The organism is Dactylosporangium sp. CA-092794 (genome assembly GCF_050948465.1).
Classification (GTDB): Bacteria; Actinomycetota; Actinomycetes; order Mycobacteriales; family Micromonosporaceae; genus Dactylosporangium.
On the sequence record NZ_CP192044.1, the window covers coordinates 9241425 to 9265468 of the forward strand.

Sequence of the window (24044 nt, forward strand, 5' to 3'; positions counted from 1 at the left end):
ATCCCTCACTGAACGGCGTTGCCCCTAGCCCCGGTCGGCCGGTTCGCGTTCCAGGGCGATCCGCCAGGTCGCGGTGAAGCCGGTGCCGGCGGTATGGAACGTCCACTCGTCCGGCCGGGTTGCCGGCTGGGCCCGCTGGACGTCGGCGGTGGCCTGCGTGCCGGCGAGCGCTTCCAGTTCGCGCCGGTCGGCCGGATCCTTGGCGCCGAGGTGCTGCTCACCGGTGTGCACGAACAGGTCGGGCGGGCCGTCCTGCAGCAGCGCCTGGATGTAGTACTGCTTGCGGAAGACCACGTTGTCGGAGAAGCCGATGCCGAACGAGTCGCGTTCACCGACGTACACGTCCATGCGGAAGACCACGTCGCCGCGACCGGCGGGCGCGTTGCGCGCGTCGAGCCAGCCCTCCCAGACGAGCCGGTGCGGGCCGGCCCAGCCGCCCATCGCGTCGTCGGCGTCGGCGAGCGGCTCGCGCAGCGCGGACTTCAGGTCGGGCAAGTCGTCGGTCAGCCGCGGGTCGTGGAACGGTCCGTAGCAGTTCTCCGCCGGGGGACTCTGGTGGAACAGCTCGAAGTCGACGTACCGTGGCTTGATCGACACGCCCAGGTAGAACTCGCTGCGGCTGAAGAAGTCCCCGCCGCGGCTCACCTCTGCCGCGTCGAGCCAGAGCCGCACCCGGTGCGTGCCGTGCAGGAAACGCATCGCGATCTCGTACGCCTCCCGGGACGTGACCAGCGAGTCGTAGCCGCCGTGGCACTTGTGCACGAACGTCCGCGGTGATCCCGGCAGCTGCGCCGAGGACTGCTTGACCAGCCCGTCGCTGTGGTTGTGCGCCAGCGTCCCCTCGTCGAACAGCGTCGCGATCCGATTGGCGGTCGAGGAGACCCGCACGCCATAGCCGCGGTGGTCGGTGCCGACGACAGTCAGGACCCGCCGCGGGTCGAAGCACCGCTCGATGTCGAGGAACTCGGTACCGTTCGGGTCGAACGCGGCGACCTCGTCGCCGGCGTCGCGGACGCCCGGGATCGCGTCGACCAGCCAGCGTGGCAGCCGCTGGAACGCGATCCCGCGGTGCGGGGCACCGAGGGTGACCACACGGTGCACATGTGCCAGCGTGTCGATGCCGTTGTCCTTCATGTGTCGCAGCGCGGTTCGCACAATCAGACCGCCCATGCTGTGCGCGACGATGTCGACCCCTGCGAACGCCTCGCCGCGCCGCTCGGCACCCTGCCGGATGATGTCGATCAGGCGGGCGAGGCCCTGGCCGTACCGGACGATCGCTCTTGGCTTGAGATCGTAGTAACGGTAGATCCACATCGTGCCGTTCACCCCGCGCTCGAGGATGCGCTTGGCGACCGGCGGGTCAAGCACGACCGAACCCTTGACAATGTCGTCGGCGAACCCCATCGGATCGGGGGGCGCCGGGACGTCTTCGGCGTAGTAACCGACGACATTGGTGGCGTCACGGTACGGGTACCGCTCCGACTTCATCGCGCGCAGGACGAAGCCTTCGTAGATGTAATTGTCGCCGCGGCGGCCGGGATAGACACTGCCGTCGTTGAACCCCTGGTAGGTGCTGGCCTGCTCATCGGTGACGCTGGGCCCGCCGAACCCGCGGACCAGTACCAGCGGTCTCATCGAAGGCCCTCCCGTGCGGTTCTGTCCGCCAGGTCGTACAGCATCGACGCCTTGAGTGACAGCACGTAGCGCCGAGGTTCGTCGTTAGTGGTTGTTGCCGTGGCGGTCGTCGTGCTGGTCGGCTGCGAACGAGATGACCTACGACAGCGCGGAGTTCCAGTTGATGGCGACCTCGTTGGTCGAATATGACTGGATGTCGTCGATGTAGCTGAACTACGGCTGGGGTCGCTTGGCCGGTTCGACCGTGCGGTCGATGAGCAGTCGTTTCACTTTCGGATCCTGCAGGTCGGTGTTCGGGCCGCCGGCGCCGGGCTGGCCAGCGGGTGCAGTGCCATGCATCCAGCGTCCCGGGCATTCTCCGCGAATGCCACACCTCATGGAGCGAGCCAGCGTGAGCCGACTCTGTCGAGTCGACCTCGACGACCACATCTGCGGGCGTACCGAAATGCTCGTTCACTCAACTGGTCTCGGACCTCACGCCCGTCTGGTGTCCCTGGCGCCGGACGGGCGGTTTCGGACCTGGTACGTGACAGCTCCCGTCCCCGCCGGCGAACCACTCGCGCAGCTGGCGGCCGCTGCACCCGGCAATCCCGCGTCGTTCCGACGAAACGGTATGGGACGAGCTGTTGCCGGCGGTTTCGTCACGACTGGCCCCGGGTAGCGCTGCGAAATCGCGTGCTGGCTGTGCGGTCAACATTGGAGAGGAGCACCGACATGCAGATCACCCTGGCCAACTACTCCCGGCAGGAGGATAGCCGGGTTCAGGCGGTACTTCGCTCGGTGAACCAGCAAATCAACGAAGACTTCCAGCCGTACTGGTCAACGGGCGCGCAGATACGCCTGGGCGGTCGAACGGACAACAGCATTGATGCGGAGCGGCCGGTCGACCTGGCCGGTGACGCGATTCTCTATCTGCTCGACGACCCGAACGACCCGACCCTGCATGGCGTTCTCGGCTACCACGAGGAGAACCAGCGAGGGACACCGTTCGGATTCGTCTTCACGGACATCTCTGCGCAGCTTGGCGAGGACTGGAGCGTCACGCTGTCGCACGAGGCGCTGGAACTCATCGGTGACGCCAACGTCAACAAGCTCGCCGCCGGTCCTGACCCCCGCGATCCGCGGAACCCGGACGGCTACGTGTTGCATTGGTTCGAGATGTGCGACGCCGTCCAAGCCGAATCATACGAGATCGACGGAATCGCGGTGTCGAACTTCGTCACGCCGCTGTACTTCACCATCGGCGAGCAGGAGGGCGGCCGCAACGACTACTTGAGCCTCACCCACCCGGGCGGCACGCTGCGATCCTTCGGTGTGAACCCCGGCGGGTACGTCGGCTTCCTCGATCCGCGGACCAACAGCATGGACACGTTCGCAGCCGACAAACAGGCACGCCAACGGCTGGAAATCAAGAGCCGGATGCGACCGACCCGTCGTGGCATGCGATACACCGAGCTGCCGAAGCGCATAGCGGCCAGTGAACCGGTTCTTCACGTGTGACATGGCGGACGAACTGCACACGTTGCACACCCAGGGCGGGCAGATCGTCGATGAACGCGGCCTCGAAGTCGTGCTCACCGGCGTGAGCTGGTCCTGGACGCCGAACTCAGCCGACTGGCGGCTCTGCCGGGCAGCGATGTTCGCGGAGGAAGCGTATGGAAACGATCCTTTGCGGCAACTTCCAAGTCGACCTCATCGACGACATCGGCGGGCACGTCGAACGCGTCAGTGTTCAACCGCAGACCCACACGTTGTTCCGGAGACGATTTCCGCCGTCGCCTGCCGTGCCAGAGCCACTCGGCCGGCAACGACATATCACCGAGGCGGTCAACGCGATCCGGGGCGGAGTGCCGATCGAGTTCCACGGCCCGTGCGGCGTGGGCAAATCGACGCTGCTGCGGTACATCGCGGCGGCAGCCGACGTACGCATCGGCGCTGCCGGCATCTACCTGCAGGTCGCTGAGGGCGAGGCCGTCGGGGACGTCCTGCAACGGCTCGCCCTCAGAATGTACGCGCCAGAACGGCCGGTCAAGCTCACCCGCGAGCAGTGTGTTGCGCTGCTCAACCAGGCACGTGCGGTGGTCGCCCTCGACGACATCGCGTACGACCGCGACGAGATGGCCGAACTGCTGTTGGAGGGACCCGGCACCAGCCCCACCATCACCGATCAAAACCTCCGTAGACGTCGACAGCACGGCAAGGTGGCGAGACACCGGCCTGGTCGTCCAGCAGGGTGAGCCACTGAAGATCACCGCTACTGGCTCCTGGCGTGACGGAAGGTCGCGGGTCGGACCCGCCGGGTCGGACGAGCCGGGACCCGACAACTTTCTCAACCTCACGGATTTAGGCGCCTGTGGCCGCTGCGCGCGGACGCCGACCGCGCATCAGGACGCACTGATCGGATACATCGGTGACGCGCCTCCCGCGCCCGGAAGCTATACCAACCGCGGCGTCCGCGCCGAAGCGGAAAAGGTCTTCCATGTCGGCGACAGCTACGGCACGACAAACGCTCCGGGAACCGGCAAGCTCTGGCTGAACATCAACGCCGATGCCTACAGCAACCACACGGCCGACAACTCGGGAAGTATGCGGGCGAGCGTCGAGGCGAATCCACAGCGATAACATCCCACGCGTGGTCACACCTCAACACGGCCTGGCCAACGCTAGCGATGACGACGATCGGTTTTTTTGCGCCGCCGACGGTACGCTCCGGCCGCGCGGAGTTCGGCGGTCTGCGCGCCGCGGTGCGACCGTGTGAAACTGGGCCGGTGGATGCCAAGCGGATGCAGGGGATCGGGTTCGCCGCGCTGATGGGGGCCGCGGCCGGGGCCGCGCTCGCCGCGCACCGCGGGCCGCGCGGGGCGGTCAAGGGGGCGCTGGCCGGGGCGGGCGCGATGGCCGCCGTCGACGCGGCCGCGCGGGCGCTGCAGCGGCCGAACGAGATTCCCGCCGTCTGGTCGCGGATCGCGGCCAGCGGGGCGATCGCGGCGCCGCTCGGGTGGGTGGCCGGGAAGGCCGGGGCCGGCCCGCTCGCGGTCGGTGTGGCCGCCGGGGCCGCGGCCGGGGCGATGGGGGTGCGGCCGCAGAAGGTCGCGCTCGGGCCCGTGGTCGGGCTGGCGGTTGGCGCGGCCATGCGGGGACGGCCACCGGCGCAGGTCGCCGCGGCGAGCGTGGTCGCCTTCCGGACCGTGTCGCAGCTGGCGTTCCGCGACCCGCAGGTGACGCTGCTCGCCGACCGGGTGCCGGCCGAGCGGCTGCCGTTCGTGGTGCCGCTGGAGGCGCGGACGCGCTACGTCGGCACCGGCTACGTCAAGGCCCTGGCCGAGGCGGCCGGCGGGACCTACCGCGAGGCCGACCCCGACGTCGGCATCGTGGCCGACATCGACGCGCTGTCCGGGCCCGACTTCGACCCGGCCCGCGTCGACCCGCTGGTGCGCGAGTTCTACGAGCACACCACCCGCTTCACGCTCGACATCGTGCCGCGGTGGCGCGCCTGGGTCCGGCCGGGCTACCTGCTGTACCGCAACCTCGTGGCGAAACCCCTCGGCCAGGCCAACGTGCCCATGAACCTGCGCGAGGCGCAGCGCGGCATGCACAGCCGCATCGACACCATCAGCGGGGCCGACGGCACCGTGTCCGTGCGCGGCTGGATCCGCAGCTTCGCCGACAGCGGGGCACCGATCTACGTCGGCATCTACACCACCTACCGGCGGGAGGGACGCGGCTACGTCAGCGTCGGCTTCCCGCTGCCCCAGGCCAACTTCACCGCGACCCTCGCGCCCCGCCAGCGCGACGGGGGCGGGCTGCGGCTGACCAGCCGGGCCGGGGACGGGCAGACCGGGCACTACCTCAGCTACGTCGACGCCGAGACGCGCGACCTCACCACCCTCGCCGTGCACGGGTTCGCCGAGGAACTCGACGTCTACGTCGAGCACGGGGAGCTGCGCGCCGATCACGCATTCGCGATCTTCGGCATTCCGTTCCTGACGCTGGAGTACCGCATCAGTCGCAAACAACCGTAAGTTTCTCCCGGCGGCCGGGTCAGGCCTCGGCGCCGGCGGCGATGAGGATCTCGTCGGCGAGGCGGGCGGCCCGGCTCACCTGGCCCGGCTCGGCGCCGCCGCCGGTGGGCCGCTCCTCCTCCAGCCCGTGGGCCAGGGCGCGCACGGCGGTGGTGAGGGCGCCGACCTGGTCCTCGAGCCGGGCCATGCGCTCGTTGCCGGCCGGGGTCCGCTCGGCGGCCGCGGTTTCCCGGGCGGCGCGGCCGGTATCGGTGACCACGGCCCGCAGGTCGGCCGGGAGCTCGGACAGGCTCTCCGCCAGCTGCCCGGGCGACATGTGCTCGCCGATGACCTGGGTGATGGTGGCGGCGGTCGCCGGCACCTGGGCCGGCGAGATGCCGGACTGCGCGGCGAAGCGCTGGAGGTACTGCTCGACGCCGTATCGCACCGGCACCTTGCTGGGCGCCCAGCCGTCGTAGTAGATGCCGCGCAGCAGCTCCGGCAGCTGCGCGCCGAACTTGGCGGCCGAGGTGACGGTGAGCCGGTCACGCAGGGCGTGCAGCCAGGCCCGCAGCGCGCGCTGGGTGTACCGGCGGTCGCCGGTGTCGAAGGCGCCCGCGATGTCGGCGAGCCACACGTTGGCGGTGTGCAGCGCGTGGTTGAACGGATCCGGTCCGGCCTGTGCCATGGTCCCTCTCCCTCCGCGAAGGTCTCCCCTCCACGGTTCACCGGGATCGGGCCGGGTGCCAACGCCCGGGTCAGTAGGTCACCCAACCCTGAACGAAGATGATCAGTGCGGCGGCGGGCAGCAGCCAGGCGGCCGCCGTGCGCAGGCGGTCCGGGCTCTGCCAGGGCGCCGGGTGCGGGGCGGCGACCACGCTGTGGGCCAGGGCGACCAGGGCGGCGGCCATGACGAGCAGCGTGCCGATCAGGCCGGTGAACTCCTCGCCGTTGTCGGGCGGCAGGTCGGCGTACCGCGGCACGATCGACAGCGCGAACACCAGGGCCGCCACCAGCGCGCCGACCGGCAGCACGGCCGGGGGTGGCAGGCGCAGGAACCGGGGCACCAGCAGGGCGGCGGTCACGAGGCCGGCGATCGCGAGCACGATGAGCAGCCGGAAGCCGGGTGGAAGGCTCTCGCGCAGCGGGGTGACCAGCTCGATGATCACGAAGTAGGCGACGGCGATCGCGATCCCGTGCTGCAGCGCGCGGCGGCCCCGGGCGGCGGGGAGCGCGGCGAGGTCGGCGGCGACCCACGCGATGTACGCCGGGAGCAGGAGCACGGGCGGCTCGGCGATGAACCACCGGCCGTACTCGAACAGGTTCCCGCCCACGACCTGGCCGAGGATGCCCAGCAGCGCCAGCACCCCGAACGCCACGAGCGCCGGGACGAGCGGCGAACGGTTCGCCGGCGCACCCATAGGACGGAGGATGACCGGCGGCACCGGCCGCGGCACCGGCCGCGGCACCGGCGGTGAGACGGGAATCGGAGAAATGGGGGCCGACACGGGCGGCGCCGACACCGGCCAGGACGGCTCGGGCGGGACGGACACGGGCATGGCGGACACCGGCACCGACGGCATCGACATGGACGCGGGCGACACGGGTTGCGGCGGCAGCGGGGCGGGCGCCGCCGGGGCCACCGCCGGCAGGGCGCTGCCCTCGGCGACCACCAGCTCCGGCTGCTCGATCGCGGTCGGCGCCAGCCGGAGCGACTGGTGCAGCAGCGTGGCCACCAGCGGGATACGGCTGGAGCCGCCCACCAGGAACAGCCCGGCCAGGCCGCCCGAGGGCAGCGCGTCGGCGATCACCGTGCGGGTCAGCGTGACCGTGCGGTCGAGCACCGGGCGGGCCAGTCGCTCCAGCTGCTCGCGGCCCAGCGGCGCGTCGTCCTCGATGAGCGGGACGTGGATGTACGACGAGGTGGCCCGGGACAGCACCTCCTTGGCCGTGCGCACGTCGTCCCACAGCAGCCGGTTGGCCCGCCGGTCCGCGGACGACTGCGGCCGCTCCAGGCGCCGCACCTCGTCCGGGCGGGCGGTGGTGTAGGTGGCGGCGAGGTAGGCGACGATCGCCGCGTCGATGTCGAGCCCGCCCGCGTCGGGCAGGCCCTCGCTGGCGAGCACCTCCCATCCGTCGCCGGTGCGGCGCACGACCGACGCGTCGAAGGTGCCGGCGCCGAAGTCGTACACCAGGACGCTGGCGCCCGCTGGCACCCGCACGTCGGTGGAGGTCACGAAGTAGGAGGCGGCGGCGACCGGCTCCGGCACGAGCTCGGGCGCGGGCAGGCCGGCCCGCGCGGCCGCGTCGAGCAGCACCTCCTTGCGCCGGTTGCCCCACGCCGCCGGGTGGGTCAGCGTGACGCCGGCCGGCGCGGCGCCGGTGACCCGGGCCGCCTCGGCGTGCACCCGGGCCAGCACGGCGGCGATGAGGTGCGCGACCGGCAGCTCCGCCGGGCCGAGCAGGACGCTTCCGTCGTCGATGCGCCGCTTCGGGTGCGGCTCGAAGCACTCGGGGTGGACCCGGGCGGAGTGCGCGGCCTCGCGGCCGACGAGCAGCTCGCCGGTGTCGGGGGCGAGGCAGACCCCCGAGGGCAGCAGCGGGAACCCGTCGAAGAGCAGGGCGCGCCGCCGCCCGCTCGCGTCGTGAATGGCGGCGACGGTGTTCGACGTGCCGAAGTCGATGCCGAGACGGTACTGGTCTGCCACGGGCAGCACGCTATGTGGCCCGATGCCGGATCGGCATCGGAGATCCGGCCGTGGAAGTTTCGCCCCGCGTACAGGAACAATGCCGACCGACACGGCGAAGCGGTTGACGGCATCGAGACGCAGCGAAGGATGGGAGCGCTTCCAAACCGTCTCCCGAATGGAGCCTCGATGCGGTACCGCACCACCACCCTCGCGGTGACCGGTGGCCTGCTGCTCGCCGCGGCCGGGGCGGTCCTGTTGCCGAGCCCGGCACAGGCCGCCGCGGGCTGTCAGGTCACCTACACCACCAACGACTGGACCAGCGGCCCCGGCCAGGGCGGGTTCACCGCCGCCGTCACGATCAAGAACCTGGGCGACGCCCTGTCGTCGTGGAGCCTCGGCTTCACGTTCCCCGGTGGCCAGCAGCTCACCCAGGGCTGGTCGGCCAACTGGACGCAGGCCGGCGCCGCCGTGAGCGCCACGAACATGTCGTACAACGGCTCGCTCGGCACCGGCGCGAGCACCGCCATCGGCTTCAACGGCACGTGGAGCGGCAGCAACCCGAAGCCCGCGGCGTTCACGCTCAACGGCGTGACCTGCAACGGCACGACGACCAGCCCGCCGCCGGGCAGCCCGCCGCCGTCGAGCCCGCCGGTCAGCCCGAGCCAGTCGGCGCCGCCGCCGTCCGGCGCCGCGCCCAGGCTCAAGGTCAGCGGCAACCGGCTGGTCACCGGCACCGGCGCGGCCTACCGGCTGCTGGGCGTGAACCGCTCCGGCGGCGAGTTCGCCTGCATCCAGGGCAACGGCATCTGGGACGGGCCGATGGACCAGGCGTCGATCACCGCCATGCGCGGCTGGAAGATCCGCACCGTGCGCGTGCCGCTCAACGAGGAGTGCTGGCTGGGCACCGGCGACGTGCAGGCCGCCTACGGCGGGACCAACTACCAGAATGCGGTCAAGACCTACGTGAACCTGCTGGTCGCCGGCGGCATCACGCCGATCGTCGAGATGCACTGGAACTACGGGCAGTACACCGGTCCGTCGGCCGGCTGCTCGGACGTCAAGGCGACCTGCCAGAAGCCGATGCCGGACGCGCAGTACGCGCCCTCGTTCTGGACCGGGGTCGCGGGCGCCTTCAAGGGCAACGACGCGGTGATCTTCGACCTGTTCAACGAGCCGTACCCGGAGCGGGCCACCGGCAGCGCGGCCAGCGGCTGGGCGTGCTGGCGCGACGGCGGCACCTGCGCGGGCATCGGCTACCCGGTGGCCGGCTTCCAGAGCCTGGTCAACGCGGTCCGGGCGACCGGCGCCACGAACGTCATCATGATCGGCGGCCTGGCGTACTCCAACGACCTCACCCAGTGGCTGCAGTACAAGCCGGCGGACCCGCAGAACAACATCGCGGCGTTCGCGCACATCTACAACTTCAACTCCTGCTCGAACACCTCCTGCTACGACGCCCAGCTGGCCCCGGTGGCCGCGCAGGTGCCGCTCTCGCTGACCGAGATCGGCGAGAACGACTGCGCGCACGGGTTCGTCGACACCCTGATGAACTGGGCGGACGCGCACTCGGTCGGGTACCTCGGCTGGACCTGGAACACCTGGGACTGCTCGTCCGGCCCCGCGCTGATCAGCAACTACAACGGCACGGCCACCGCGTTCGGCCAGGGCATCAAGGATCATCTCGCGACGGTCTCGGCATAGGGGTGGCATGATCCGAGGGGCCCCGACCCCCACGTCACGACCCGGGGCCTCTCGGAGCCGCTCATGCCCAGCCTCGCCGCCGACGCGTGGACGCCGCTGCGGGTCGCCGCGTTCCGCGCGCTGTGGATCGCCGCGCTCACCAGCCAGGTCGGCACCTGGATGCAGACCGTCGGCGCGCAGTGGACGCTGCTCGCCGCGCCGGGCGCGGCCACCTACACCGCGCTGGTGCAGACCGCCAGCACGTTGCCGGTGCTGCTGCTCGCGCTGCCCGGCGGCGCCCTGGCGGACATCTTCGACCGGCGCCGGCTGCTGGTGGGCGTCCAGTCGTGCCAGGCGGTCACCGCCGGGGCCATGGCGGTGCTGGCCGCGCTGGACCGGCTGAGCCCGGCCGGGCTGCTGGGCCTCACGTTCGTGCTCGGCTGCGGCGCCGCGCTCACCGTCGCGCCGTACCAGGCGCTCATCCCCGAGCTCGTCCCGCGCCCGGACCTGGCGGCCGCCTCCGCGCTGGGCTCGCTCAGCGTCAACCTGGCCCGGGCGGTCGGGCCCGCCGCCGCCGGGCTGCTCGTCGCCCGGGCCGGGCCGGCCGCGGTGTTCGCGGTCAACGCCGCCTCGTTCGCCGTCTTCGCGGTCGTGGCCGCCGGCCTGCGCCGACCGCCCGCCACCGAGCCGGAGGTACGCCCGGAGCCGTTCCTGGCCGCGGTGCGGGCCGGGGAGCGCTACGTGCGCTTCTCCCCCGTCATGCGCCGCATCCTGGTGCGCATCGCGCTGTTCATCGCGCCGGCGGTGGCGATGTGGGCGCTGCTGCCGGTGCTCGCCGCGCACCGGCTCGGGCTCGGCGCCACCGGCTACGGCCTGCTGCTGGCCGCGGTCGGTGCGGGGGCGATCGGCGGGGCGTTCCTGCTGCCGGAGGCGCGGGCGCGGCTGGGGCAGAACCAGGCGTACACCCTGGCCGGACTGACCTATGCCGTCGTGCTGGCGGTGCTGGCGGTGACCCGCCAGCCGGTCGTGGCCGCGGTCGCGCTGGTGCCGGCGGGCGCGGCGTGGATCGTGGTGCTGAGCAACTCCAACGCGGCCGTGCAGCTGTTCCTGCCCGGCTGGGTGCGGGCCCGGGGGCTCTCCGCCTACCAGTTCGTCTTCTCCGGCGCCCAGGCGGTGGCCGCCGCGGCGTGGGGCGTCGCCGCCGACCGGTTCGGGCTGGTGCCCGCGCTGCTGGCCGCCGGCGGGCTGCTCGCGGTGGGCGTGGCGTCGGTGTGGTGGTGGCCCTACCTGGACACCACCCGGCTGGACCGCGGCACCGCCGTGCACTGGCCGGAGCCGCACCTGCAGATCGAGCCGGAGGAGACCGACGGGCCGGTGGTCGTGCTGCTGCGTTACCGCGTGAGCCCGGGCCGGCAGCACGAGTTCGTGGCCGCGATGCGCCGGGTCCGCGAGTCCCGGCTGCGCACCGGCGCGGTCCAGTGGGGCGTGTTCCGGGCCGGCGAGGACGCCGGCGTCATGGTCGAGCTTTACACCGTGTCGTCCTGGGCCGAGCACCGCCGCCAGCACGACGAGCGGACCACCGGCGCCGACCGGGCCGACGAGGAGGCCGCCCGGGCCTTCGCCGACGGCGAGCCGGAGGTGACCCACCTCTTCGGTACCCCACACCATTGACCTACATCTGGTAAGAAGCTTCCTTCGGAGAACGATCGGCGGCGTCTGCGCGCGTGCAGCCAACAGTGGCGTGTGGCGCTTGGCACCGGCGGCGGCAACTCGCAGCCGATCTCCCGCCGGCTGTCCTCGTCCGCGCGCGCGGCGCGGGCGTTGCGGACGCCTCGCCTGTCGGGCGCACCATCTGATCTGCACGGCCAGGGCGGAGGAATGTCTCCGTGATCATGCTGCCCGCCGTGACCGCACCACGGGTTTGCCATGATCCCGGAACCTTTCGGTACACAGGGGTACATCACCACTCCACGATCATGAAAAACCGTTGGTGTCGACGCCGGGTTGCGCATGATCACGGAGACTTCCGGCCGCCGCGCGGTGCTTCGCGCCGTGCAGCGCCCGATGTTTTGGACGTCCGAAGGACGGTGGGCGCGCACCGGCCATACCCGGCCCGGCGGCGCGGTCGGTCGCGCTGGACCCGCTCACCGCCCGGGAGCGCGCGATCGCCGGGCCGGCCGCGCAGGCGCTGCCGAACCGGGACATCGCCGCGCGGCCGGTGCTCAGCGAGCGGACCGCGGAGAGCCACGTGCGGCACATCCTGGCCGGGTCCGGCGCGGCCAACCGCACGGGCGTGACGGGTCCGGCCGCCGGGCAGCGTTGTGGATCATGCGAAGATCCGCTGCTCCGCTTACGTTTGAGGGGTGGAACACCGACCCCTGGACGAGAACGCCGCCGCGCGGCAACGCCTGACGTCACTCATCGAGACCCTCGGCGAAGAGGGTCTGCGCAAGCCCGTCGCGCCCGGCTGGAGCACGGCGACCGTGTTGGCCGAGCTCGCGTTCTGGGACCGCTGGGCCCAGACGCTGATCCACCGCTGGCGCGAGGGCCGGCTGCCCCCGCCGACCGTGCCGGAGTGGTACGACGACGCCATCAACCGCACCCTGCTGCCCGCGTGGCAGGCCCTGCCCGGCCCGCAGGCCGCGCGGCTGGCGCTGGCCGCCGCCGAGGAGACCGACCTGGAGATCCGCAAGGCGGAGACGCCGGTGGTGGCCGCGATCCTGGCGGCCGGCCAGGGCAACCTGCTGCACCGCTACGTGCCCCGCAACGCGGCACTGGACCGCATCGAGCGATCTGGATAGAATTCGTCCGAGCGGCGAAGGCTACTCGTCGAGGTCCTTGCGAATCTCCTCGAGCACCTTCGCGGTGTCCGTCGGGGGGCGGGCCTCCACACACAGGCGCTCCATCGCTTCGGCGTAGAGGTCGACGTCGTCGCGCTTGTCCAGATAGAGCGCCGAGGTCAGCTGCTCGATGTAGACCACGTCGGGCAGGTCCTCGTCCGGGAAGCGGAGGATCGTATAGGCGCCGCCGGCCGCCGCGTGGCCGCCGACGTTGAACGGGATCACCTGCAGCCGCACGTTGGGCAGGTTCGCGTTGATCTCCATCAGCGCCTCGATCTGGCCGCGCATCACGTCGTGGCCGCCGATCGGGCGGCGCAGCGCGGCCTCGTCGACGACGACCCACAGGCGGGCCGGGTCCTCGGCGCGGGTCAGGATCTGCTGGCGCTGCAGGCGCAGCTCGACGCGGCGGTCGATCTCGTCGCCCTTGGCCCGGCCGTGGCCGAGCAGGACGACCGATCGGGCGTACTCCCGGGTCTGCAGCAGGCCGGGCACGAACTGGACCTCGTAGGTCCGGATCAGCGCCGCGGCGGCCTCGAGCCCGAGGTAGGACTGGAACCAGTTGGGCAGCACGTCGCCGAAGCGGTGCCACCAGCCGGGGTTGTTCGCGTCGCGGGCCAGGGCCAGCAGCCGGTTGCGCTCCTCGGCGTCGTCGACGCCATACAGGGTCAGCAGGTCGGCGACGTCGCGCTCCTTGAAGCCGACGCGGCCGAGCTCCATCCGGCTGATCTTGGATTCCGAGGAACGGATCTCCCAGCCGGCATCCTCCCGGGTGACCCCCTGGGCCTCACGCAGACGCCGCAGGTGGGCGCCCAGCAGCATCCGGAGGACCGTTGGGCCTCCGGACGCTCCTCCCTCGGGTAGACCGGTCGTCACGTACTGCCTCCGGACCGTGGTGTTCGGACAGCGCGCCGCGAGTCCCCCCGCCGCGACCGGAGTAAGCATGCCATGACCGGACAGTAAGCGGGAGTGGGCTCGCGTCTACAGGCGGGGTGCGAGCCTGCTCGTTCTCACTGCTTGATTACTCATGCAACAGATTGTCGAAGTCGCCGTCACGGGCGCCTCCGACGAAGGCGGCAATCTCGTCGTAGGTGTAGATCAGGGCCGGACCCTCGGGGTCGCGCGAGTTGCGCATGGCAAAACCGCTGCCGTCGGGCAGGGCGGCCAGCTCGACACAGTTGCCGCTGGGATTGCTGCGGCGGCTCTTCTGCCAGGCAACACCCGCGAGGTGGCCGGCCGGCATCCCGTTGTACGTCTGCTCCATCGACATCTTTCTGAGGACCTTGGTTGAAACTTCACCAAGCAAACGGCGTCTGCACGTGCATCGGCTCTTGCTTCTGCAGCCGATGAAGCGCATGCTATCGCATGTGCCGATGTCAGGGCTTCCTCACCGTTGGTGATCAAAACCGGACGTAGGCCCCCAAATGATCGAGCGGCTTCCCCGGCTGCGATCTAGAAAGGGACGCGCGCATGGATCCCCTCGCCTTCCTGGCCGGTGCGGCCGCGGCGGCCGGGGCGTGTGCGGCCCTTCCGCTGTATCTGCGCGCGCGCCGCGCGGAGCGGCTGGCCGAGCGGCTCACCGCCGATCTCGCCGTCGAGCGCTACGCGGCCTGCCACGATCCGCTCACCGGGCTGCCGAACCGGCGGGCCTTCTACAAGCGCGGCACCGAGCTCGTCGCGGACCGCGGACTGCACCCCCTGGTCGCCGTCGTGCTCGACGTCGACGGCTTCAAGCAGATCAACGACGCGTTCGGTCACTCGGCCGGCGACGAGGTGCTCGTGACGACCGCCCGCCGCCTGGCCGCCTACGCCGGCTCCGGGCTCGTCGCCCGGCTGGGCGGCGACGAGTTCGCCGGCGTCCTCACGCGCGAGCACGGCAGCCCGCAGGAGCAGGCCGACCGGCTGGCCGAGGCGCTCGCCGCCCCGATGCGGCTGGCCGGGCAGATGGTCGCCGTCAGCGTGTCGGTCGGGCTCGTCCCGGTCGAGCCGGACGCGCACCTCGCCGACGCGGTCCACCGGGCCGATGCGGCCATGTATCGCAGCAAGGGCGCCCGCCACCGGCCCCACCTGACCACGGTGCTGACCCATCCGGCCGTCCCGGCCGCGGCGGTCTCGACGGCGGGCCACCCGCACGCCGGCAACCACCAGCACGTCGTGCACACCACGCTCCGCCCGGCCAAGCCCCGGCCGCCGGCGGAGCGGGACACCTCTCCCCGTCCGACCACGGCGAGCTGAAGGATTCGCTATGGACCAGCTGCCAGACCTCGTTCGCCAGCGTCGCCGCCACCAGCCCCGCCCCCGCAACTGGCTGGCCGCGAAGTTCAAGCGCGGCGACCTGTGCCGCGACTGCGGCCGGCCGTGGCCGTGTGACCAGTACGTGACGGCCCGTAACTCGGTGCTTGTCTACGCCCTGCGACGCCTCGAGCTCGCCCGGCCGGGGAGCCTTGGGTGAGCGCGGCGCACATTCCGGCCCGGCCGACCTGGCGGTGCACGGGATGTGCCGAGCCGTGGCCGTGCCCGCAGAAGCGCGAGCAGCTGCTCGCCGAGCATGAGGGCAGCCCGGGCGAGCTGCGCACGCTGATGGCGCTGCGGGTTGCCGACGCCGCCGAGGACCTGCGCCAGTTCGGCGCCGAGCAGCTGTGGAACCGCTTCCTCGGCTGGCTGCCCGCCCCCGGCCAGGGCCCGGTCATCCGCTGGGTGGCGAACCCGCCGCTGGGCGGCTACCGGCGCCAGCCCCCGCCGCGCGAGCAGATCGACCCGCGCGCCTCGGGCAGCGCCGCGCAGGCCGCCGCCGCGCAGGTCTCTACGCTGCCCGGGCCACCAGCGGGTAGTGATCCGACGCGGATTCCGCCGCCCCGCCGGACACGACGAAACAGTCGGTGAACCGCCCGGCCACGCCCGGCGTGGCCAGCACGTAGTCCAGCCGCAGCTCGGTGAACTCCGCTCCCCCGCCGCGGGTCGTCGGCACGGTCCAGCTCTGGCCGGTGCCGCACCGGCGGAACACGTCGACCAGCCCGCGCCGGGCCAGCAGCGCCGTGGCCGCCACGTCCGGTGCCCCGGTGGTCCGGTGCAGGTGCCGGCGGCGGTACCGCATCGGCAGCGTGGCCAGGGCCGGCCCGTGCTCGGCGTAGGGGTCGAGCGAGTTGAGGTCGGCCAGCAGTACCGAATCGCCCTGGTTCCTGGCAAAACCGGCGAGCCATCCGGCCTCGGCCCGCCGCACCCGCCCCCAGTGGGGATAGAGGTGCGCGCCGAGCACGGTCAGCGGGCCGAGCGGCGAGGCCAGCCGGGCCCAGGCCGCCGCGTGGAAGAACGGCCGGGGCACCGCGCCGGCGGCCAGGACCCGCAGGTGCCGGCCGACCAGCAGCCCCACCGGCTGCCCGCGCCAGGACCGGGCCACCAGCTGCCGCATCCCGGTCAGCGCCCCGAGGTCCGGCACGCCGCGCAGCTCCTGCACGGCCACGACGTCCGGCGCCGCCGCCGCGATGACCTCCGCGATCGCCTCCAGCCGCCCGGCGCCGCCGTTCTTGATGTTGTACGTCATGACGGTGAACGTCATACCCTGCCCTCGTGGCCCATGATCCCAGCGCTGCCCTCGACCCCGGTCCCGCCCTCGGCGCCCTGCGCGCCGCCCGCGCCGAGGCGGCCGGCACGCTCAGCGAGCTGATCCGGATGCCCAGTGTGGGCGGTTCCGCCGCGGAAAGCGAGATCGTCCACCACGTGGCCGCCCGGCCTGCTCGTCGCGGAGGGGCGGTTCGGGGTGCCCCCTACGGCTCGGACCTGCGGCTGCTGACCGCGGCCGGCATCCCGGCGGTGCGGTACGGCCCGGGCGTGGGCTACGGGCACCGCCCGGACGAGCGGGTGTCGCTGCCCCAGGTCCACGCCTGCGCCGAGACCCTGATCCGGCTGGCGCTGGCGGCAGCTGAAAATAGTTCTTGACCCACTGCTGTTAAGACAGTTTACTAATGCATCATCACCCCATGGCCAGTTGGCCGATCGGCTGATGGCATATATCGATGTTCTTCATATAGTGATGGACATGACTGGCTTACCATTACGCGAACCGACGTTTCTGGTCCTCACGGCCCTCGCGGCCGAGCCGCAGCACGGCTACAGCGTGCTGGACGACGTGCGCCGGATCTCGGAGGGGCGGGTGCGCCTGCAGGCCGGCACGCTCTACGGCATCCTTGACCGGCTGCGCGCCGACGGGCTGATCGAGGTGGACCGGGAGGAGGTGGTCGCGTCCCGGCTGCGCCGCTATTACCGGCTCACTGAGGTGGGGCGCGACCTGCTCAGCTCGGAGACGGACCGGCTGCACCGCAACGCGGCCGCCGCCGACCGGCGCCTGCGGGTGGCCGCCAACGACGCGGCCTGACCCGGCACCGATCGGGGGCTCACCGGCCGAGCGTGTTCACCGGGGACTGGGGAGGCTGACCGGTGAGCACCCGGACGGCCTCCTGGGCGGCGATCGCCCGCACCGCCCGCAGGGACTGCTCGGAGTAGTAGGCGGCGTGCGGCGTGACGACCGCGTTCGGCAGGTGCAGCAGCGGGTTGACCGGCCGCCAGTCCCGCAGCTTGGCCGGCTCCTCCTCCAGGTCGTCGAGCGCGGCGCCGGCGAGGGCGCCGCTCGTCAGGGCGTCGGCGAGCGCGGCGTCGGCGACGATCGGCCCGCGGGCGGTGTTGACGAGCATCGCCGTCGGCTTCATGCGGGCCAGCGTCGCCCGGTCGAACAGGTGATGGGTGTCCGGGGTCAGCGGCGCCTGGATGACGAGGTAGTCGGAGTCCTCGACGAGCTCGTCGAAGGAGACCGGGCGCACCCCGGCGGCCCGGATCCGCTCGTCGTCCACAAACGGGTCGTGGCTTCGCAACCGCACCCCGAACGGCCGGGCCCGCTCCGCGATGAGCCGGGCGATCGCCCCGAAGCCGAGGATGCCGAAGACGCGCCCGCGCAGCCGCCAGATCGGCTCGCCCGTCTGCCACTGCCACTCGCCGGCCCGGGTGGACGCGTCGTACTCGTTGATCTTGCGCGCGGCGCACAGCCACAGCGCGATCGCGTGGTCGGCGACCTCCTCGGCGCACCACTCGCTCGGCGCGTTGGTCACCTGGATGCCGTGCCGGGTGGCCGCGTCGACGTCGACGATGTCGACGCCGGTGCCGTAGCGGGCGATCACCCGGCAGTTCGGCAGCCGGTCCATGGCGGCCGAGCCGATGTGGGCGTACTGCGTGAGGATGCCGTCGGCGTCCCGGCCGTACCGCACGACCTCCTCCTCGGACTTGCACTGCTGCGCCCGCAGCGCGAACCCGGCCTCCTCGGCGATGGCCCGCTCAATGTCCACGTCGCCGAAGTCCGAGTCGGCGATCATGATCGTTCCGCGGTCAGTGAGAGTCACGGGGCAGTCCCTTCGTGTGCACGATGTCGCGGTAGGCGACGGCGAAGTCCAGGCAGCTGCCGGTATCCATCTGGCCGGCGTGCTCCCGGAACAGCTCCTGCCAGGGCGTCTGGTTGGACAGCGGCGGCGGGGTGTGCTCGCGCCAGCGCTCGGCGATCTCCTCGTCGCCGAGCTCGACGTCGAGGCGGTGCGCCGGGATGTCGAGGGTGATCCGGTCGCCGGTGCGCACGATCGCGAGGTTGCCGCCGACGGCGGCCTCCGGGCTCGCGTTGAGGATCGACGGGGCGTCGGAGGTGCCGCTCTGCCGGCCGTCGCCCAGGGTCGGGATCGCCTCGACGCCGCGCACGATCAGGGCCGTGGGCGGCTGCATGTTCACCACCTCGGCCGAGCCCGGGTAGCCGATGGGGCCGGTGTTACGGATCACCAGGACGCAGTTCTCGTCGATCGCGAGCGCCGGGTCGTCGATGCGCCGGTGGTAGTCCTCAGGCCCCTCGAAGACCACCGCGCGCCAGGTCACCGCCGGTGCGGTCAGGTAGCGCGCGCGCAGTTCCTCGGTCACCACCGACATCTTCATCATCCCGGAGCGGAAGAGGTTGCCGTGCAGCACGAGGAAGCCGCCGCGGGGCGCGAACGCGTCGTCGTAGGCCGCGATGACGTCCGGGTCGCCGCTGCGCGCGTCCCGCACGTTGTCGGCGACCGTCCGGCCGCTCACGGTCATCGCGCCCGCGTGCAGGCGGCCGGCGTCGAGCAGCGCGCGCATCACCGCCGGCACCCCACCGGCGCGGTGGAAGTCCTCGCCGAGGTAGGTGCCGGCCGGGGCGCAGTTGGCCAGGATCGGCACGTCACCGGCGACCGCCTCCCAGTCGTCGTTGCTCAGCTCCACCCCGGTGTGGCGGGCGATCGCCATGAGGTGGATCGGGCAGTTGGTGGACCCGGCGATCGCCGCGGTGACCACCATCGCGTTCTCGAACGCCTCCCGGGTCATGATCGACTGCGGGGTGACGTCCGAGCGGACCAGCTCCACGGCGCGCCGGCCGGTGTCGTAGGCGATCTGGCCCCGCTCCCGGTAGGGGGCCGGAATCGCGGCGCAGCCGGGCAGCGACATCCCCAGCGCCTCGGCGATGCTGTTCATCGTCAGGGCGGTACCCATCGTGTTGCAGTGCCCGACGCTGGGGGCCGAGCCGGCCACCCGGCGCATGAACTCGGCGTAGTCGATCTCCCCGGCGGCGAGCAGCCGGCGGGACTGCCAGATGATCAGCCCGGATCCGGCCCGCTCACCGTCGACGTACCCGTTGAGCATGGGCCCGCCGGAGAGCACGATCGCGGGCGTGTTGACGGTCGCGGCCGCCATCAGGCACGCCGGGGTCGTCTTGTCGCAGCCGGTGGTCAGCACGACACCGTCGAGCGGGTAGCCGTAGAGGATCTCGACCAGGCCGAGGTAGGCGAGGTTGCGGTCCAGGGCCGCGGTGGGCCGCTTGCCGGTCTCCTGCAGCGGGTGCACCGGGAACTCCAGCGGGATGCCGCCGCCGTCGCGGATCCCGGCCCGCACCCGGTCGGCGAGCTCGACGTGGTGCCGGTTGCACGGCACCAGGTCGCTGCCGGTCTGCGCGATGCCGACGATCGGCCGGCCGGACTGCAGCTCCTCCCGGGTCAGGCCGAAGTTGAGGTAGCGCTCCAGGTACAGCGCGGTCATGTCGGGGTTCGCCGGGTTGTCCCACCACTGCCGGCTGCGCAGTCCGTTCATCGCGGGGCCGGTCCGTCCGAGCCGGCCGGGTACTCCTCCAGCGGCACCAGGTCCTTCGCCCACGCCTCGAGCACCGGGGTGACGACCCGCCACGACTCCTCGGCCTCGTCCGCGCGGATCGACAGCGCCGGGTCACGGTTGAGCACGTCGAGCAGCAGCCGGCCGTAAGCCGGCAACTCGCCCGGGTCCGGCGTGGCGGCGAGGGTGAGCGGGGTGAGCCCGTCGCCGCCGGTCGTGGTGCCGGTCAGGTGCAGCGCGACGGACTCCGGCTGCAGGCCGAAGCGCAGCACGTTGGGGGCGGCGGTGCCGTCGTCGCCGAACGGCAGGTGCGGCACGGGCCGGAAATGGACCGCGACCTCCTGGCGGTCGGCCCGCAGCGCCTTGCCGGTCCGCAGCCGGAAGACCGTGCCGGGCCAGCGCCAGTTGTCGAGCTCGAGCAGCATCTCCGCGAACGTCTCGGTGTGGTGCTGCGGGTCGACGCCCGCCTCGTCGACGTAGGCGGGCCGGCCCGCCCCCGCGCCGTAGCGGGCCCGGCGGGTGCGGTGCACGACGTCGTGCGGGGTCAGCGGCCGCACCGAGCGCAGCACGTCGACCTTGCGGTCGCGCAGGTCCCGGTCGCCGAGGCTGATCGGCGGCTCCATGGCGACCAGGCACAGCAGCTGCAGCAGGTGGTTCTGCAGCATGTCCTTGAGCGCGCCGACGCCGTCGTAGTAGGCGGCCCGGCCCTCCAGCGCCAGCGACTCGTCCCAGACGATGTCGACCCGCTCGATGTGCGCGCTGTTCCAGATCGGCTCGAGGACCCGGTTGGCGAGCCGCACGCCGAGGATGTTGCGGACGGTCGGCATGGCGAGGAAGTGGTCGACCCGGAAGACGCTCGGCTCCGGGTAGAGGCCGGACAGCAGCCGGTTGAGCTCGACCGCGTCGTGGAGGCTCTCGCCGAACGGCTTCTCCAGCACGATGGTGCTGCCGGCCGCGGTGCCCGCCCCGTGCAGCGCCGACACCGCGGCCGGGAAGATCGACGGCGGCAGCGCCAGGTAGGCGGCGACCGGCCGGTCGGGCGGGATCACGGCGGCCAGGGCGGCCGGGTCGGTGACGTCGGCCCGCCGGTACCGCGCGGCCGCCACCACCTCCCGCCGGTGCGCGGCCGGGACGTCCGGAGCGTGCCGGTCGAGGCACTGCGCCGCCCAGGCCCGGAAGGCGTCGTCGGTCCAGTCCTCCCGCCCGACGCCGGTGAGCCCGAACCGCTCGTCCAGGTGCCCGCCGGCGCGCAGCGCGCCGAGGGCGGGCAGCAGGAACCGCGCGGTCAGGTCGCCGGTCGCCCCCAGGATCACCAGCTGCTCGATCATGCCGCCACTCCCGCCTTCGGCCGGGCCCGCGCGACGTCCTTCGCCCGGGCCAGGGCGACGCCGCTGGCGATCACCCCGATGTGACTGAACGCCTGCGGGAAGTTTCCGGCAAGCGCCCCGGTCGCCGGGTCGACCTGCTCGGCGAGCAGGCCGAGCGGGCTCGCCCGCTCGCACAGCGACGTGTACAGCTCCTCGGCCTCGTCGAGGCGCCCCTGGCCGGTCAGGTTGTCGGCCAGCCAGAAGCTGCACAGCAGGAACGCGCCCTCGTCGCCGGGGAGGCCGTCCGGGGACTCGTCGTGGCGGTAGCGGTACAGCAGGCCGTCCCCGGCGCCGAGCCGCTCGGCGACGGCCTTCGCGGTCGCCACCATCCGGGGGTGGTCGGCCGCGACGACCCGCCGCAGCGGCAGGGCGAGCAGGCTGGCGTCCACGCCGCCGCGGCCGTCGAGGTGCTCGCAGATGGTCTGCGCCTGCTCGTTCCAGGCGTCCTCGACGATCGCCCGGCGGATCTCCCCGGCCGTCGCCCGCCACCGCGGCGCCGGCCCGGGCAGGCCGAGCCGGTCCGCCATGGCGGCCGCCCGATCGAGGGCGACCTGGCACAGCGCGGCCGAGTAGGTGAAGACCCGGCCCTCGCCGCGGACCTCCCAGATGCCCTGGTCCGGCGTCCGCCACGTGCGGGCGGCGGCGTCGGCCACGCCGGCGAGGCCGGCCCAGAGCCCGGGCTCGACCTCGCCGCCGGCCAGCGACCACTGGTCGGCGCAGTCGACGACCTCGCCGTAGACGTCGTGCTGGCGCTGGTCGGCGGCGCCGTTGCCCCAGCGCACCGGCGCCGAGTCGCGGTAGCCGCCCAGCCCCGGATCCAGCCGCTCGTCCGGCACCGGCCCGCCGGCCAGCGTGTACATGATCTGGGGCCGGCGGCTCTGCTCGAAGGCGTCGAGAACCCAGCCGAGGAACGCGTCGGCCTCGCCGCCGAAGCCGATGCGGCGCAGCGCGAAGACGGCGAACGCCGCGTCGCGGATCCAGGAGTACCGGTAGTCCCAGTTGCGCACCCCGCCGATGGGCGCGGGCAGCGAGGAGGTCGGCGCCGCGGCGACCGAGCCGTTGACCCAGTGGTCGCACAGCTTGAGCGTGATCGCGGCCCGCCGGACCATCGCCTCCTGCGGGCCGTCGTAGTCGAAGCCGGTCATCCACCGCCGCCACGCCGCGGCCGTCTGCCGGATGCTCGCCTCGACGTCCACCCGGTGGTGGCGATGGATCCGGCCCCACGACAGCACCAGCTCCACCCGGTCGCCCTGGGCCAGGTCGTAGCGGTTGTGCAGGCCGCTCAGCGGATGGCTGGAGCGCAGGTGCAGCCGCACGCCGGGCACCTGCGGCGCGGTGATCTCCAGCCCGCTGAAGGCGCGACGGGCGAGGCCACCGCCGCGGGGCTGCATGTCGACGTGGAGCCGGACGGTGCCGTCGAGCACCTCGGCCAGCCGCACCAGCTCGCCGCGGTCGGCGGGCGAGTCGTCGGTGAGATCCGCGCCGGAGCGCAGCGCCAGCGCGTCGGTGAGCCGCAGCAGCCCCGTCTCGGTGCGCAGCTCGGTGACGAGCACGCCGGTGTCGGGCTGGTAGCGCTGCCGGGCCTCGACGAGGCCCTCGGCTGTCGCGCCGAACTGCCCGCCGCCGAGGCGGTCGAGCAGCCCGCAGAACAGCGGCTCGGCGTCGAAGCCGGGCACGCAGAGCCACGGGACGCTGCCGTCCAGGCCGACCAGCGCGGCGGTCGCGCCGTCGCCGATCAGCCCGAAGTCCTCCAGTGGCAGGAACCCGTCGCGCCGGCGCACCGGGCGGAAGGGCGGTTCGCGATCCAGCATGTCGTGACCTCCGCGCGAGCCCTACCCGGCCCGGCACACCCCTAACGCGCCGCGGCGGCGTAGGCGCCCGGGGTCACCCCGACGTGCCGCTTGAAGTGCCGGTGCAGGTGGGCCTGATCGTGGAAGCCCACCTCGGCGGCCACGTCGGCCGGGCGCAGTCCGGCCAGCAGCAGCCGGCGGGCGCGCTCGATGCGGCGGCTGGTGAGGTACCGGTGCGGCGGCAGGCCGAACGTCGCGGTGAAGGCGCGGACCAGGTGGCCCGGGTGGCTGCCCAGCAGGGCGCCCGCCTCGCGCAGGGTGATGCCCTCCGCGGTCCGCGCGTCCAGCAGCTGGCGCAGCCCGTCGGCGAGGCGGCGGGAGCCCGGCGCCGCGGCGTCCACGAAGTGCCGGTCGAGGTGCTCGCGCAGGCGCCCCCGGATCAGCGCCAGCCGGCTCTCCGCCTCCAGCTCGTCGCCGGGCCGGTCCAGGGCCTGGTGCAGGCGGTGGATGCGGCGGCGCAGCAGCGGGTCGTCGAACTCGGGGCGGTCCACCGCGGCGCCGGCCAGCACCTCCGGCAGGACGGCCGGCTCGAGGTACACCACCCGCTTGCGAAACCCGTGGTGCGTCGCGGCGCGGCCGTCGTGCGGCACGTTGGGCGGCAGGATCGTCACGCTGGCCGCGCCCGCCGCGCCACGATGGTGGCGGTCCAGGTCGAAGCGGATCGCGCCGTCGTCGAGGATGATCAGGGTCCAGGCGTCGTGGACGTGCAGCGGGTAGGCGTGCTCGACGAAGTGCGCGTGGAACACCTCGGCGACGCCCGGCACCCGCGGGCGCCAGGCCGTGACCAGCTCGGACGCCATGTGTTGAACGTACAATCCCCGGCGCGGCGGCGGGC

At 72.6% G+C, this 24044-nt stretch carries 21 protein-coding genes and 1 pseudogene; 11 read left to right on the top strand and 11 right to left on the bottom strand.

The window, feature by feature from the left end:
• Nucleotides 1-24: 24 nt before the first annotated feature.
• A complete protein-coding gene (locus tag ACQPXD_RS39515; protein ID WP_432827321.1) occupies nt 25-1635 on the bottom strand; it encodes an esterase/lipase family protein in 1611 nt (536 codons plus the stop codon).
• Between the two features lie 714 nt (nt 1636-2349).
• Here ACQPXD_RS39515 and ACQPXD_RS39520 point away from each other — a divergent pair.
• The 3 genes from ACQPXD_RS39520 to ACQPXD_RS39530 all read left to right on the top strand — a co-directional run bounded on the left by ACQPXD_RS39520 (nt 2350) and on the right by ACQPXD_RS39530 (nt 5657).
• A complete protein-coding gene (locus ACQPXD_RS39520; protein WP_432827323.1) occupies nt 2350-3135 on the top strand; it encodes a hypothetical protein in 786 nt (261 codons plus the stop codon).
• Between the two features lie 155 nt (nt 3136-3290).
• Nucleotides 3291-3872, top strand: a complete 582-nt coding sequence (locus tag ACQPXD_RS39525) for a hypothetical protein (RefSeq protein ID WP_432827325.1) — start codon at nt 3291-3293, stop codon at nt 3870-3872.
• Between the two features lie 531 nt (nt 3873-4403).
• Nucleotides 4404-5657 carry a hypothetical protein gene (locus ACQPXD_RS39530; RefSeq protein ID WP_432827327.1) on the top strand — a complete coding sequence of 418 codons (1254 nt, stop codon included), beginning with the start codon at nt 4404-4406 and terminating at the stop codon, nt 5655-5657.
• Between the two features lie 19 nt (nt 5658-5676).
• On the opposite strand, the gene ACQPXD_RS39535 is transcribed toward ACQPXD_RS39530, so the two are convergent.
• Together ACQPXD_RS39535 and ACQPXD_RS39540 are read right to left on the bottom strand one after the other, a co-directional pair.
• Nucleotides 5677-6324 (bottom strand): DUF2267 domain-containing protein, encoded by a 648-nt coding sequence (locus ACQPXD_RS39535; RefSeq protein ID WP_432827329.1) that lies wholly within the window; start codon nt 6322-6324, stop codon nt 5677-5679.
• A gap of 70 nt (nt 6325-6394) precedes the next feature.
• Entirely contained in the window at nt 6395-8344 is a 1950-nt protein-coding gene (locus tag ACQPXD_RS39540; RefSeq protein ID WP_432827331.1) for an Hsp70 family protein, read from the bottom strand.
• Between the two features lie 168 nt (nt 8345-8512).
• Here ACQPXD_RS39540 and ACQPXD_RS39545 point away from each other — a divergent pair, with 168 nt between their 5' ends.
• The 3 genes from ACQPXD_RS39545 to ACQPXD_RS39555 all read left to right on the top strand — a co-directional run bounded on the left by ACQPXD_RS39545 (nt 8513) and on the right by ACQPXD_RS39555 (nt 12807).
• Nucleotides 8513-10027, top strand: a complete 1515-nt coding sequence (locus ACQPXD_RS39545; RefSeq protein ID WP_432827333.1) for a cellulose binding domain-containing protein — start codon at nt 8513-8515, stop codon at nt 10025-10027.
• A 63-nt stretch (nt 10028-10090) separates the two neighbouring features.
• Nucleotides 10091-11677, top strand: a complete 1587-nt coding sequence (locus ACQPXD_RS39550) for an MFS transporter (RefSeq protein WP_432827335.1) — start codon at nt 10091-10093, stop codon at nt 11675-11677.
• A gap of 692 nt (nt 11678-12369) precedes the next feature.
• The gene (locus ACQPXD_RS39555; RefSeq protein WP_432827337.1) at nt 12370-12807 is read left to right on the top strand and encodes a hypothetical protein; all 438 of its coding nucleotides are present in this window, start codon (nt 12370-12372) and stop codon (nt 12805-12807) included.
• Between the two features lie 21 nt (nt 12808-12828).
• On the opposite strand, the gene ACQPXD_RS39560 is transcribed toward ACQPXD_RS39555, so the two are convergent.
• Both ACQPXD_RS39560 and ACQPXD_RS39565 read right to left on the bottom strand, forming a co-directional pair.
• Nucleotides 12829-13719 carry a helix-turn-helix domain-containing protein gene (locus ACQPXD_RS39560; RefSeq protein ID WP_432827339.1) on the bottom strand — a complete coding sequence of 297 codons (891 nt, stop codon included), beginning with the start codon at nt 13717-13719 and terminating at the stop codon, nt 12829-12831.
• A 145-nt stretch (nt 13720-13864) separates the two neighbouring features.
• Nucleotides 13865-14107, bottom strand: a complete 243-nt coding sequence (locus ACQPXD_RS39565) for a DUF397 domain-containing protein (protein ID WP_432827341.1) — start codon at nt 14105-14107, stop codon at nt 13865-13867.
• Nucleotides 14108-14313: 206 nt separating this feature from the next.
• Here ACQPXD_RS39565 and ACQPXD_RS39570 point away from each other — a divergent pair.
• The 3 genes and pseudogenes from ACQPXD_RS39570 to ACQPXD_RS39580 all read left to right on the top strand — a co-directional run.
• A pseudogene (locus tag ACQPXD_RS39570) lies at nt 14314-14889 on the top strand (GGDEF domain-containing protein); the annotation flags it as partial.
• A 199-nt stretch (nt 14890-15088) separates the two neighbouring features.
• Nucleotides 15089-15295 (top strand): hypothetical protein, encoded by a 207-nt coding sequence (locus ACQPXD_RS39575; RefSeq protein ID WP_432827343.1) that lies wholly within the window; start codon nt 15089-15091, stop codon nt 15293-15295.
• The gene (locus ACQPXD_RS39580; protein ID WP_432827345.1) at nt 15292-15726 is read left to right on the top strand and encodes a hypothetical protein; all 435 of its coding nucleotides are present in this window, start codon (nt 15292-15294) and stop codon (nt 15724-15726) included. Before ACQPXD_RS39575 ends, ACQPXD_RS39580 begins: the two co-directional genes overlap by 4 nt.
• On the opposite strand, the gene ACQPXD_RS39585 is transcribed toward ACQPXD_RS39580, so the two are convergent.
• A complete protein-coding gene (locus tag ACQPXD_RS39585; protein WP_432827347.1) occupies nt 15647-16399 on the bottom strand; it encodes an endonuclease/exonuclease/phosphatase family protein in 753 nt (250 codons plus the stop codon). The two genes, ACQPXD_RS39580 and ACQPXD_RS39585, sit on opposite strands and share 80 nt — an antisense overlap.
• Nucleotides 16400-16410: 11 nt before the next feature.
• Here ACQPXD_RS39585 and ACQPXD_RS39590 point away from each other — a divergent pair, with 11 nt between their 5' ends.
• Together ACQPXD_RS39590 and ACQPXD_RS39595 are read left to right on the top strand one after the other, a co-directional pair.
• Nucleotides 16411-16779: a hypothetical protein gene (locus tag ACQPXD_RS39590; RefSeq protein WP_432827349.1), complete on the top strand. Its 369-nt coding sequence runs from the start codon at nt 16411-16413 to the stop codon at nt 16777-16779.
• Between the two features lie 100 nt (nt 16780-16879).
• Nucleotides 16880-17215, top strand: a complete 336-nt coding sequence (locus ACQPXD_RS39595; protein ID WP_432827351.1) for a PadR family transcriptional regulator — start codon at nt 16880-16882, stop codon at nt 17213-17215.
• A gap of 19 nt (nt 17216-17234) precedes the next feature.
• Here the strand turns inward: ACQPXD_RS39595 and ACQPXD_RS39600 are convergent, their stop codons facing one another.
• Genes ACQPXD_RS39600 through ACQPXD_RS39620 form a run of 5 tightly spaced genes read right to left on the bottom strand, consistent with a single transcriptional unit; the run spans nt 17235 to nt 24009 of the window.
• On the bottom strand, nt 17235-18203 hold the full coding sequence (locus ACQPXD_RS39600) for a C-terminal binding protein (RefSeq protein WP_432827353.1): 969 nt from the start codon (nt 18201-18203) through the stop codon (nt 17235-17237).
• Nucleotides 18204-18216: 13 nt separating this feature from the next.
• Nucleotides 18217-19974 carry an IlvD/Edd family dehydratase gene (locus tag ACQPXD_RS39605; protein WP_432827355.1) on the bottom strand — a complete coding sequence of 586 codons (1758 nt, stop codon included), beginning with the start codon at nt 19972-19974 and terminating at the stop codon, nt 18217-18219.
• Nucleotides 19971-21320 carry a glucose-6-phosphate dehydrogenase gene (locus tag ACQPXD_RS39610; protein ID WP_432827357.1) on the bottom strand — a complete coding sequence of 450 codons (1350 nt, stop codon included), beginning with the start codon at nt 21318-21320 and terminating at the stop codon, nt 19971-19973. The genes ACQPXD_RS39605 and ACQPXD_RS39610 overlap by 4 nt, the downstream gene beginning before the upstream one ends.
• A complete protein-coding gene (locus ACQPXD_RS39615) occupies nt 21317-23170 on the bottom strand; it encodes a glycoside hydrolase family 15 protein (RefSeq protein WP_432827359.1) in 1854 nt (617 codons plus the stop codon). The genes ACQPXD_RS39610 and ACQPXD_RS39615 overlap by 4 nt, the downstream gene beginning before the upstream one ends.
• Before the next feature lie 41 nt (nt 23171-23211).
• Nucleotides 23212-24009, bottom strand: a complete 798-nt coding sequence (locus ACQPXD_RS39620) for an AraC family transcriptional regulator (protein ID WP_432827361.1) — start codon at nt 24007-24009, stop codon at nt 23212-23214.
• Nucleotides 24010-24044 lie beyond the last annotated feature (35 nt).

Excerpts from the sequence above, each read along its gene's own strand:
- ACQPXD_RS39610 (WP_432827357.1), bottom strand. The coding sequence starts at position 21,320 with ATGATCGAGCAGCTGGTGATCCTGGGGGCGACCGGCGACCTGACCGCG.
- ACQPXD_RS39615 (WP_432827359.1), bottom strand. The coding sequence starts at position 23,170 with ATGCTGGATCGCGAACCGCCCTTCCGCCCGGTGCGCCGGCGCGACGGG.
- ACQPXD_RS39575 (WP_432827343.1), top strand. The coding sequence starts at position 15,089 with ATGGACCAGCTGCCAGACCTCGTTCGCCAGCGTCGCCGCCACCAGCCC.
- ACQPXD_RS39525 (WP_432827325.1), top strand. The coding sequence starts at position 3,291 with ATGGAAACGATCCTTTGCGGCAACTTCCAAGTCGACCTCATCGACGAC.
- ACQPXD_RS39605 (WP_432827355.1), bottom strand. The coding sequence starts at position 19,974 with ATGAACGGACTGCGCAGCCGGCAGTGGTGGGACAACCCGGCGAACCCC.
- ACQPXD_RS39545 (WP_432827333.1), top strand. The coding sequence starts at position 8,513 with ATGCGGTACCGCACCACCACCCTCGCGGTGACCGGTGGCCTGCTGCTC.
- ACQPXD_RS39515 (WP_432827321.1), bottom strand. The coding sequence starts at position 1,635 with ATGAGACCGCTGGTACTGGTCCGCGGGTTCGGCGGGCCCAGCGTCACC.
- ACQPXD_RS39585 (WP_432827347.1), bottom strand. The coding sequence starts at position 16,399 with ATGACGTTCACCGTCATGACGTACAACATCAAGAACGGCGGCGCCGGG.
- ACQPXD_RS39595 (WP_432827351.1), top strand. The coding sequence starts at position 16,880 with ATGACTGGCTTACCATTACGCGAACCGACGTTTCTGGTCCTCACGGCC.
- ACQPXD_RS39620 (WP_432827361.1), bottom strand. The coding sequence starts at position 24,009 with ATGGCGTCCGAGCTGGTCACGGCCTGGCGCCCGCGGGTGCCGGGCGTC.
- ACQPXD_RS39535 (WP_432827329.1), bottom strand. The coding sequence starts at position 6,324 with ATGGCACAGGCCGGACCGGATCCGTTCAACCACGCGCTGCACACCGCC.
- ACQPXD_RS39520 (WP_432827323.1), top strand. The coding sequence starts at position 2,350 with ATGCAGATCACCCTGGCCAACTACTCCCGGCAGGAGGATAGCCGGGTT.
- ACQPXD_RS39565 (WP_432827341.1), bottom strand. The coding sequence starts at position 14,107 with ATGGAGCAGACGTACAACGGGATGCCGGCCGGCCACCTCGCGGGTGTT.
- ACQPXD_RS39600 (WP_432827353.1), bottom strand. The coding sequence starts at position 18,203 with ATGATCGCCGACTCGGACTTCGGCGACGTGGACATTGAGCGGGCCATC.
- ACQPXD_RS39550 (WP_432827335.1), top strand. The coding sequence starts at position 10,091 with ATGCCCAGCCTCGCCGCCGACGCGTGGACGCCGCTGCGGGTCGCCGCG.